A 9,484-nucleotide genomic window follows, 5' to 3' on the forward strand; every position below is an offset into this window, starting at 1 on the left:
CCTTCAGTTCCCGGACGGCGGCCGCGAGATCCGCGGAAAGAACGGTGGTCGCGGTCCAGCTCGGTTCGGTGAGCGTCGCCGATACCAGGTATTTGGGTCGCGAGTTCAGGGCACGCCCGATCGGACTGTTCGCCATTTCCTCGATCGCACCCCAGGACCCGGCGAACGATTCATAGGTCCGCCGGCCGAGCAGGAACGCGTCCGCACGTTCGAAGATCCCGGCGAGGAACGCCTCGGCGTCGGCGTCGAACAGCGGCAGTGCCCAGCCGGCCCGCTCGAACCCGTCCTGGCGGTCCTCCTCCGGGCCGCCGAGCCCTTGCATCACCCCGTCGACGGAAACGTTGGTGACGGTGGTCAGTCTCATGATGGTGACTTCCTTTCGCGGAGCAGGCATTCCGCATACACCGCTCGGCCTTCCGGATAGTTGCCCGGAAGCATAACAATACGAACGTATTGGAGCAATACGTTCGTATTGGTGTCTTGCTCCCGGTCCGATCCGGCTCTCGCGACGCGACGACCGGCGCCGGCGGAAGCCCTTCGGCGGTCAGGCCCGGCCCGGGTCGAGATCTTCGATCGCGCGATCGATCGCGTCGACGGCCTGCGCCGGCTCGAGGTCGCCGGTGACGACCCGGGCGGTGAGACCGTCCGACAGCGCCACCAGACGCCGCGCGACCGTCGCGGCGTCGACCCCGGGCGCGAAGCCGGCGAGCAAACGGGCCGCGTTCTCCTCCTGCCCGCGCTTGGCATCGCGCAACATGGCCGCCAGTTCGGGATCGGCGATGCTCGCGGCGATGAAGGCATGCCAGACGACGACTCCCCGCCGCGACCCCGGGGTCGCCGGCACCGCGTGGGCGATCAGGCGGTGCAGTTCGGCCCGCGCGTCCACCGGAGGGTCGGTGAAGCGCCGCGCCGAACCTTCGATCATCGCGGCGGCACTGAGGCGTACGAGCTTTTCCTTCGATCCGAAGTAGTGCTGCACCAGCCCGACCGACACTCCGGCGGCCGCCGCGACATTGCGGAACGACACCGCACCGACACCCTTGTCGGCGATAACCGACCAGACGGCGGTGAGGATCGCGGCACGTTTGCCGTTTTCGAGGGTCATATGGCTCCATCGAACAGAGGAACAATACGTTCGTATTGCTCCAATACGAACGTATTGCTATGCTTCCGGAGCGAGCTTACTCGAACGGAGAACGATGATGACGCTGGGCCACTTCCGGTCGCAGAAGGGGCGCCGGGCGTACGAGCAGGCATATCGGGCCGCACTCGCGGCCGGTCCGGCGCCGGACGCCACATACGATGCGCCGACGACGTTCGGGACCGTACGCACCTACAGGTGGCACAGCGACGACGACAGCGCCGACCCGGTCGTCCTCCTGCCCGGGCGCAGTTCCGGCGTCCCCATGTGGTCGGCGAACCTCGCCGATCTGCGCGAAAGCATCGGACGCCCGATCATCGCCATGGATCCCATCGGGGACGCGGGCCTGTCGGAGCAGACCGCGCCGCTCACATCGATGGCCGACCAGGCACGATGGGTGGACGAAGCGCTGGCCGGGCTGGGTTGTGCCCGCGTCCACCTCCTCGGACATTCGTTCGGGGGTGCGACCGCTACGGCGGTGGCGCGGCACGCGCCGCACCGCCTCGCCTCGCTGCTGCTGGTGGAGCCGGTCTTCGTACTGCGACTGCCGCCACCGTCGATCTTCCTCTGGGCGATGCTGTTCACGCTCTCACCTCCCACGGCGTGGCGCGACCACGCACTGGCCGCGATCGGCGGGGTGCCGGTGCAGGAGGTCCGCGCCGCGACCCCGGTCGGCGAGATGATCCGGACCGCCGCCGCGCAGTACCGGAGCGCGCTTCCCACCCCGGGCCCGCTGAGCGCCGCCGAGTTGGCGGGTATCGAAACCCCCACCTATATCGCTGTCGCCGAGAAATCACTCGCCGGTGGGGAGCGCGCCGCACGCCGGGCCGAAACGTCCATGCCGCGGGTCGAGGTGGATATCTGGCCGGGCACGACCCATTCGCTGCCCATGCAGGTCCCCGACCGGCTCGCCGACCGGCTGCGGGCCTTCATCGACGAGCGGCCGCGCCACGAGAGCGAGTTGCCGTGACCCGGTATCCATCCGGGCAGCGACAGCCGTTCGGCACCGGCGGCCCGGACGATGACGGCCCGGCCGGCTCCGGCCCCCACGCGCCAACGGAGTGTGACTGATGTGGGGCAGGTCGAATCCGCCTTTCTCCTTGCATATTTCGGAGCGAACGCCGTTGACGGTGTTGTCACCGGTTCGCGGGGGTGTCTGGATGATCACCGCCCGGCACGGTTCGCGATACGTCTCCGCCGGTGAGGTCGCGGTCATCCGCGGCTCGGAGACGTACCTGATCGCGGATGACCCGAATTCGGGACCGCCGGTCGTCCTGCATCCCGGGCAGCCGAGTCCCGCATCGGCAGAAGTGCTCTCGTGGGAGGTGCTGAACCCCGGAGCGGCGCCCCGGCCCCGGGATACAGCGACGGCTCTCACCGGAGCCCGCGATACCGCATCGGCGGTTACCCGGCGCCTGCTGCACGGTCTGCCTCCTGTCATCATCCTGCGGGACAGTGATTTTCCCGCCCGCGTCCTCGATATCGCGCGACAGGAAGCGAGCGGAGACCGGCCGGACCACGACCTCGTCCTGCGCGGCCTGCTGGAACTCGTGGTGGCCGGGGCCCTGCGCGCCCGGCTCCTGCGCCACGACGCGCCCGCCTGGTATCACGCCTACAGCGATCCCTCCGTCGGCCGCGCGCTACGCCTGCTGCAGCACCATCCCGCGCACCGATGGACCGTCGCCGGTCTGGCGGCCGCGGTGGGTGTTTCGCGCGCCGCCCTCGCAAAGCGGTTCACCGCGCTCGTGGGCGAACCACCGATGGCCTTCCTCACCGAGTGGAGGTTGTCGCTGGCAGCCGACCTCTTCCGGGAAACGGATCATACGGTCGATGCCGTCGCGCGCCACGTCGGATACAGCAACGCCTTCGCGCTGAGCGCGGCCTTCAAACGCCACTTCGGTGTTCCGCCCAGGGACTACCGGGCCGCTGCCGGAGAACACGCCGGACACGGATACGGGGCCGCACGCACCCGCGCGGCCCATATCAATGCCGTACCCGGTAACGCACATGCGTCACCGCGGGGGACGTCACGGTTTGCAGCGGCCGGAGCTCGATCCCTGACAGCCCCGTGAAAAGGTTCTCTCCGGCACCGAGCACAACCGGAACCAGATGCAGGACGAGTTCGTCGAGCAGACCGGCAGCGAGATACTGGCGGATCGCCGACGCGCCACCGGCGATCGCCACATCCTTACCGCCCGCGGCCTCGTGTGCCCGAACCAGAGCCGCCTCGATACCGCCGGTGACGAACTCGAAGGTGGTTCCGCCCTCCATGGCGACCGGTTCGCGCTCGTAGTGGGTGAGGACGAACGTCGGCGCGTGATAGGGCGGATTGGGCCCCCACCAGCCGTTCCACCCGAGGTCCCACGGCCCGCGACCGGGTCCGAACATGTTCCGGCCCATGATGTACGCGCCGATTCCGGCCTGGCCGGCGGACAGGAACTCCTTATCCGCTTCCCGTCCCGGCTGTTCGGTCTCGAACATCCAGGCGGTCAACGCGTCCGCGCCGACACCGAAGGGGTGGTCGAGATCCTGCCCGGGTCCGGCGGCGAAGCCGTCCAGAGATATGGCGAGATCGGCTCGTATCAAGGCTTTCTCCTGATTTCGGGGTGGAGGATGGGCCCGGGGGTGGCCGACAGGGAATTGCGGCGAAACCGGGCCTCGAGCCCATTACACAGACGCCGGATCCGACCGCACATGGTTCATACGCTCACCGTCATACGACATCGTCTACGCGGCGGCAGACGCAGGCGTGCGGAGTCGACAGCGATGAGACGGGCGCCCCTTACAATTCCAGACGACCGTCGAGGCCCTCGACCCGAGACAGGCCCAACGATATCCGCGCCGAGGCCGGTACGGTCGGCTCCCGCGACTCGGCGAACCGAGGAGTGCGATGGAAACGATCACCGGAACCGCTGCCGGAGTCCCCTACACGGCGCTGCCACCCGCCGGCGGAGTCGACGCGCCCGCACCGCTGATCGTGACGTGGCACATGCTGGACGCGCCGCGCACCGACGCGGCGTTCGCCGCGGCCCTGCCGATGGCCGGGGTGCCGGCCTGGCGGGTCCATCTGGGTATGCCGATGTGTGGCGCCCGGATGGTCGACGGCCGCGTCGACGCCGTGCTCGAACTGGCCCGCCGGGACGCGCTACTCGCCTTCCTCGCCCCCTTCGCTCAGCAGGCTGCCGACGAGTTCCCCGCGGCATTGGCGGCACTGCGTGATCGGCTTCCGGTCGACGAGGCGCCGGTCGGCATCCTCGGCGCCTCCCTCGGCGGCACGGTCGCGCTGGAAGTGCTGTGCAGGGAGGCGGTCCCGATCCGGCAGGTCGCGCTCGTGAACCCGGCCGTGCGTATCCGCTCGGTGGTTCCCCTGACCGAGGGCATCGCCGGACACCCGTACGAATGGACGGCCGAAGCCGAGCGTGTGGCGGACGGGCTGGACTTCGTCGCCCGGGCCGCCGAACTCACCGCTGCGCCCGCCCTGCTGGTCGTCAGCGGAGGGGAGGACCACCCGGACCTCCGCGCCGACGCGGCCGCGCTGGTCGACACCCTGCGGCACCGCACTACGCGGCCGGACAACGCCGAACTGGTCTCCGTACCCGATCTCGCGCACCCACTGGCCGACGAACCGGGTCTCGAACCGGCACCGCAACGCCCCGATGCGAAGGCGGTCGACGACATCCTGACAAGGTGGTTTCGTCGGCAGATCGTCGGCCGATAACCTTCCGGCACCCGCGGAGAGTGGTAGTGGCGCAGTCGCACGGGCCGGCCCGCTCCGCGCCGATGGCCATCCCCTCCGCGGATCGCCTACCCGACGCGGCCCCGGCCGTCGACGAGCCGCCGGGCCAGCATCGCGGCTTCGGCCGCCAGCCCGGGCGGGTTGGTCGCGATGAACATCGACGCGGCGGCGAGGTTGCCGAGCACATACCAGACAGGATCCGGGCGACCGCCGACCAGCACTTGGTGCGTGTGCGGGTCGACGGCTACGCCGCCGCCGCGTGCGAATTCGGCCTGGCCGGTGGCCTGCAGCACGCCGAGTAGCGGCTCGGATTCCGCCGGTGTGGTGTAGGCGGGCGGGTTGACCGCGTTGATGACGACGTCGGCGCGCCATTCGGCGTCGTCGTGGACGGTGAAACCGCCGTCGGGCCGGGCCTCGATCTTGGTCAGGCCGGAGCGCAGCCGCAGCCGGCCCGTTTCGAGCTGGCGCAGCACGATATCGGCATTGTGCGGCACCATGGGCGAACTCAAGCTGCTGATGGTTCGAAAATATCCGGTACGCAGCATTGTCCGGTCGTCCTCGGCAAGCGCGGGCCAGACGATCGGGCCGAGAACGCGAATCGCCAGAACCAGCAATCGGCGGCCCAGGTGCGGTGCGTCCACCTCACCGAGCTGGCGGCGCAGCCGCACCACCGGATCCTCGGCATCGCTGTTCCGGATCTCAGCCGTCAGGGGGTCCAGATCCTGGCCGTGCTCGGCCAATTCGGCGCGCATCAGCTCGACCAGTTGCGCGAAGGTGACCGGCCCGGCCCCCGCCAGCCGGACCGCCTCGGCCGGGGTCAGCCGCACCGGCGCGAGCGGCACCGGCCGCTGCTGCACGTAGGGCAGCACGCCGGAGCGCGAGTGCACCCCGATCGGCCCCGTGTGCCCGCGCTCGGCCAGCGCCGCCACGACGTCGACCGCGGTCAGGCCGCTGCCGATCACCGCGACCTCCGCCTCGGGCGGGATACCGGCGGTGGTGACGGCCAGCGGGTAGGGCTCGTTCACGTACCCGGGCGTTCCAGTGAGGCCGTAATGATCTCGCGGACCACCACTTCCGACGCAGAGCACGACACGATCGACCGGATGGTCGCTGCCGTCGGCGGCGTGCAGCACCGTGGCCGTGTCTCGCCCGGCGGCGGTGACGTAGGAGTTCACCACGCCGACCCGCCAACCGCGGCCGCGCAGCCGGGCGATCGCCGCCCGCGCGGTCTGCTCGAGGTAGTCGCCGTAGGTCGCGCGGGGCACCAGCGGCTGCCCGAGCCCCGGGTCCAGATACCTCGTCATATCACCCTGTTCGGCCAGCCAGCGCTGGTAGTGCTCGCGGTCACCGGCCCGTACCGACATCAGCGGGGGCGGCGCGTTCACCCGCACCGCCGCCAGATCCGGCTGATACGGCCGGCCCCGCCAGAGCGCGGACGAGCCGTCGAAGACCGTGACGGCTCCGGGCGCCGCATCGAGTCCGGCCAGGGCGTCGAGCAGGGCCACCGCGGCGGCGCCGGCTCCCACGATTCCGATATGCATGCTGTCTCCTCGGTCGAGTCGTTCGTTCTGCCGAGCAGCCTCACCCGCCGCCGCGCGCCGGGGTATCCCGCGATTGCGGGTATCGCGGCACTCCCCCACTCGAGGGATGGCGGGCGCGCGAGCCGATCGGCAGAATGGCGGCATGAGCAGACCGACCCCGCATGCGACAGCTGCCTTGCTCGCCGGGGTCGCCGAGGCGGCGGACGCGCACGCGCTGTTCGCCGAAACCTCGGCCCGGCTGCGCCGGATCATTCCCTTCGACGCTGCCGTATGGGTGGCCACCGATCCGGTCAACGGGCTCACCACCGCGCCGGTGCGAGTCGAGAACCTGCACGAGGGCGGCTGCGGCGCCTATTGGGAGTCCGAACTTCTCGCCGAACACGTGAACCTGTTCCGGGATCTGGCCCGGGCCGCGGTGCCGGTGGCCGGGCTGCGCGCCGCGACCGGCGATCGGCCGAGCCTGAGTCCGCTGTATCGCAGCTTCATGTGCCCGCGCGGGTTCGAGGACGAACTGCGGGCGGTGTTCCGGGTGGACGGCCAGCCCTGGGGGCAGCTGAGCCTGTTCCGGGAGCGCGGGCGAAAGTCGTTCCAGGCCGAGGATATCGAGCTCGTCCACGCTCTGTCGGGCCCATTGGCGCGACGGCTGCGCGGCTTCGCCCGGCCCGCCACCGGACAGATCGCCGAGGGCGCGCCCGGCCTGCTGCTCTTCGACGCAGCCGGCGGCCTGGTGTCGATCAACGACGAAGCGCGCGACCTGCTCGCCCGGATGCCCCCGGGGCCGACGACGACGGCGAGCGGGGGCCTCGCGCTACCGCTGCCGGTGTGGATTCTCAGCACCGCCGGGCGCGCTCGGCTGACCGGCGACAACAGCCGCATCCGGGTCCGCACCGGCACCAGCGGCTGGCTGGTCTGCCATGCCTCGGGCCTGCGCGATGTGGCGGGAAATCCCGGTCTCACCGCCCTGGTGATCGAACCGGCCAAGTCCTCGGACGTGGCCGCGCTGGTGGTGGCCGCCTACGAATTGACCCGCCGAGAGCTGGAGGTCACCGAACTCATCGCGCGCGGGCAGTCCACCGGCGAGATCGCGGCCGCCCTGTTCCTGTCCGCGCACACCGTCCGGGACCACGTGAAGGCGATATTCGACAAGGTCGGGGTCACCAGCCGCGGCGAACTGGTGGCGAAACTGTTCACCGACCACTACGAGCCCCTGGCCGCCACCCAAACCCGCCGCGTGTTCGACGGCGCGGCCTGACCCTGCGCCGCCGAACACCGAGGCAGTCGGGCCGGTCAGCGCAGGAGTTCGGCGATATCCGCGGCGGCGGTCATGATGATCAGAGTGGGGACGAGTTTCGGCGCCGGAATGCGGTAGGAGCCGCGGCCGTGTTGTTCGATCACTTTCGCCGATACCAGCGCGCGGACATGGTGATACAACTGCCCCTGCGAGGTGAGGCCCGCGGCCTCCGCCAGTTCCGCACCGGAACGTGGGCCGTCCAGCAGCGCCTCGATCAAAGCCTGCCGGACCGGATGGCCCAGGGCCGCCAGGACCTCGACACGGTCGTGTGCGGGCAGAGTGCGGATCGCGGTGGCGCTGTAGCGGATCGTCCAGTCCACCGGGCCGCCGAAATCGACGCTGCCACCGTATTCCACGAAGCCCCGCTCGCCGCGGTCGGCGGGTGCCGGTCCTTCGAGGGCCGCGATCCGCGCCTCCAGCTCGGCGAGTTTGGCGGCGACATCTGTCACGGCGCCGGCCTGGGGCCGGCCTCGGATTCGACCCGGCCGGCGGAGGTATCGGTCATACCGCGCATGCTAATCGGCGCGCCATCTGCCGGTCGGTCATGGCCCCGACCAGCACTTGCTGATGGGACATAGTTGTCACCGCTTCCGCCCATACGTCGATGGGCATGCGATGGTCGAGCAACACGGCGGTGGTCACCGTTCCGTCGGTGGCACGTAGGTAGATCGCGTCGGCCAGCACACCGGGGTATGACCCGCCTTTGAATCCGATCGCCTCGTACCCGGGTGGCGGTTGCTGCCATTCCAGTTGCGCTTGGGCCACGTCGGCGCCGGTGCCGAAGCTGCCGTCGGCGAGGGCACGATGGATGGAGGCCAGTTGGTGGGCGGAAGCGGTGGCGGTGGTTTCGGCCCACGGGGCTTGCGCTTCCAGCGCCGGTAGCGGCCGCGACCGGATATCCGCGCGGTAAGCGGGGTCGCTCGCGTAGCGGCGGGCGGTGTCCCACTCGTCGCCGCCGGGTTCGAGCAGCCGGATGATCTCGCCGAGCTTGCTGGAGGGCCGGTAGTCCTCCCATCCGCCCACGGCCGCCGCGTCGATCAACGCCCGGTCGCCGAGACGGTCGCGCAGGTAGTCGGGTACGGCGTTGTCACTTTCCCGGATCATCGCGCTGACCAACTGATCCAAGGTCACGGCTTCCCCGCCGAGCCGGGCCCGTGCCTGTTCGTGGGCTCCCCCATCGGTTCCGGGTAGATACCACCGTTCCCATTCGGAAACCGGCACCCGCTCCCGCGGGTCGAGTTCACCGTCGGCGACCGCTCGCGCATAAGCCGCCAGTGGAACCACTTTGTTCGCCGACGCGGTGGGTTGCGGCTCGCCGGCCCGCCGCTGCACGACCTGCCCCCGCCCGTCGTCCACATACACGGAGATGGTTTCCGGTTCCGTGCCGATACGCCCCAGCCAGCCGTCGGCCGAGGCGACGCCCGATTCCGGCTGCGGCCCGCACGCCGGTGCCGTCGGCTCCGTTCCTGCACATCCCGTGACCAGCGGCATCAGCATCGCGGCCAGCACTATCCGAATCCGCATCATGAAACTTTCTTATTCCGGAATTTCGAACTAACAGACAAGAGCACCGTACCGCAGATCGGGGCCGCACGTTCGGGGCCGACGCCACTCATCCGACCGCATCGGCGATTCGCCACTGCCGCGCCTGCTCGTACTGGCGGTTGAGGCGGGCGAAGGCACCGCCGGTGCCCGACAGCTCCGCGGCCGTGCCGGTTTCGGCGATACGACCCGCCTCCAGCGACTCCACACTCGCCGCGGCGGACCGTGTGGAG

General features: G+C 70.1%; 10 protein-coding genes. 4 read left to right on the forward strand and 6 right to left on the reverse strand.

The annotated features are described in order from the left end of the window. The coding region (locus ACWDU1_RS23885) for a dihydrofolate reductase family protein (RefSeq protein ID WP_450001694.1) at window positions 1–364 on the reverse strand (364 nt) is incomplete at its 3' end. A 180-nt stretch (window positions 365–544) separates the two neighbouring features. Then, window positions 545–1,105 (reverse strand): TetR/AcrR family transcriptional regulator, encoded by a 561-nt coding sequence (locus tag ACWDU1_RS23890; protein ID WP_450001695.1) that lies wholly within the window; start codon window positions 1,103–1,105, stop codon window positions 545–547. A 94-nt stretch (window positions 1,106–1,199) separates the two neighbouring features. Between ACWDU1_RS23890 and ACWDU1_RS23895 the strand changes: the two genes are divergently transcribed. Next, a complete protein-coding gene (locus tag ACWDU1_RS23895; RefSeq protein ID WP_450001697.1) occupies window positions 1,200–2,111 on the forward strand; it encodes an alpha/beta fold hydrolase in 912 nt (303 codons plus the stop codon). 100 nt (window positions 2,112–2,211) lie between these two features. Next, complete coding sequence (locus tag ACWDU1_RS23900; RefSeq protein ID WP_450001698.1) at window positions 2,212–3,213, forward strand: AraC family transcriptional regulator; 1,002 nt, start codon at window positions 2,212–2,214, stop codon at window positions 3,211–3,213. On the opposite strand, the gene ACWDU1_RS23905 is transcribed toward ACWDU1_RS23900, so the two are convergent. Then, window positions 3,125–3,727 carry a dihydrofolate reductase family protein gene (locus ACWDU1_RS23905; protein WP_450001699.1) on the reverse strand — a complete coding sequence of 201 codons (603 nt, stop codon included), beginning with the start codon at window positions 3,725–3,727 and terminating at the stop codon, window positions 3,125–3,127. The two genes, ACWDU1_RS23900 and ACWDU1_RS23905, sit on opposite strands and share 89 nt — an antisense overlap. A gap of 304 nt (window positions 3,728–4,031) precedes the next feature. Here ACWDU1_RS23905 and ACWDU1_RS23910 point away from each other — a divergent pair, with 304 nt between their 5' ends. Beyond that, on the forward strand, window positions 4,032–4,859 hold the full coding sequence (locus tag ACWDU1_RS23910; RefSeq protein ID WP_450001700.1) for an alpha/beta hydrolase family protein: 828 nt from the start codon (window positions 4,032–4,034) through the stop codon (window positions 4,857–4,859). A gap of 86 nt (window positions 4,860–4,945) precedes the next feature. On the opposite strand, the gene ACWDU1_RS23915 is transcribed toward ACWDU1_RS23910, so the two are convergent. Then, the gene (locus tag ACWDU1_RS23915; protein WP_450001702.1) at window positions 4,946–6,418 is read right to left on the reverse strand and encodes an FAD/NAD(P)-binding protein; all 1,473 of its coding nucleotides are present in this window, start codon (window positions 6,416–6,418) and stop codon (window positions 4,946–4,948) included. 142 nt (window positions 6,419–6,560) lie between these two features. On the opposite strand from ACWDU1_RS23915, the gene ACWDU1_RS23920 reads away from it, so the two are divergent. Continuing rightward, on the forward strand, window positions 6,561–7,670 hold the full coding sequence (locus tag ACWDU1_RS23920; protein ID WP_450001704.1) for a LuxR C-terminal-related transcriptional regulator: 1,110 nt from the start codon (window positions 6,561–6,563) through the stop codon (window positions 7,668–7,670). 35 nt (window positions 7,671–7,705) lie between these two features. Here the strand turns inward: ACWDU1_RS23920 and ACWDU1_RS23925 are convergent, their stop codons facing one another. Both ACWDU1_RS23925 and ACWDU1_RS23930 read right to left on the reverse strand, forming a co-directional pair. Continuing rightward, window positions 7,706–8,158 (reverse strand): ArsR/SmtB family transcription factor, encoded by a 453-nt coding sequence (locus ACWDU1_RS23925; RefSeq protein ID WP_450001706.1) that lies wholly within the window; start codon window positions 8,156–8,158, stop codon window positions 7,706–7,708. A gap of 52 nt (window positions 8,159–8,210) precedes the next feature. Beyond that, window positions 8,211–9,236 carry a serine hydrolase gene (locus tag ACWDU1_RS23930; RefSeq protein ID WP_450001707.1) on the reverse strand — a complete coding sequence of 342 codons (1,026 nt, stop codon included), beginning with the start codon at window positions 9,234–9,236 and terminating at the stop codon, window positions 8,211–8,213. Window positions 9,237–9,484 lie beyond the last annotated feature (248 nt).

Source organism: Nocardia sp. NPDC003345 (genome assembly GCF_053589395.1).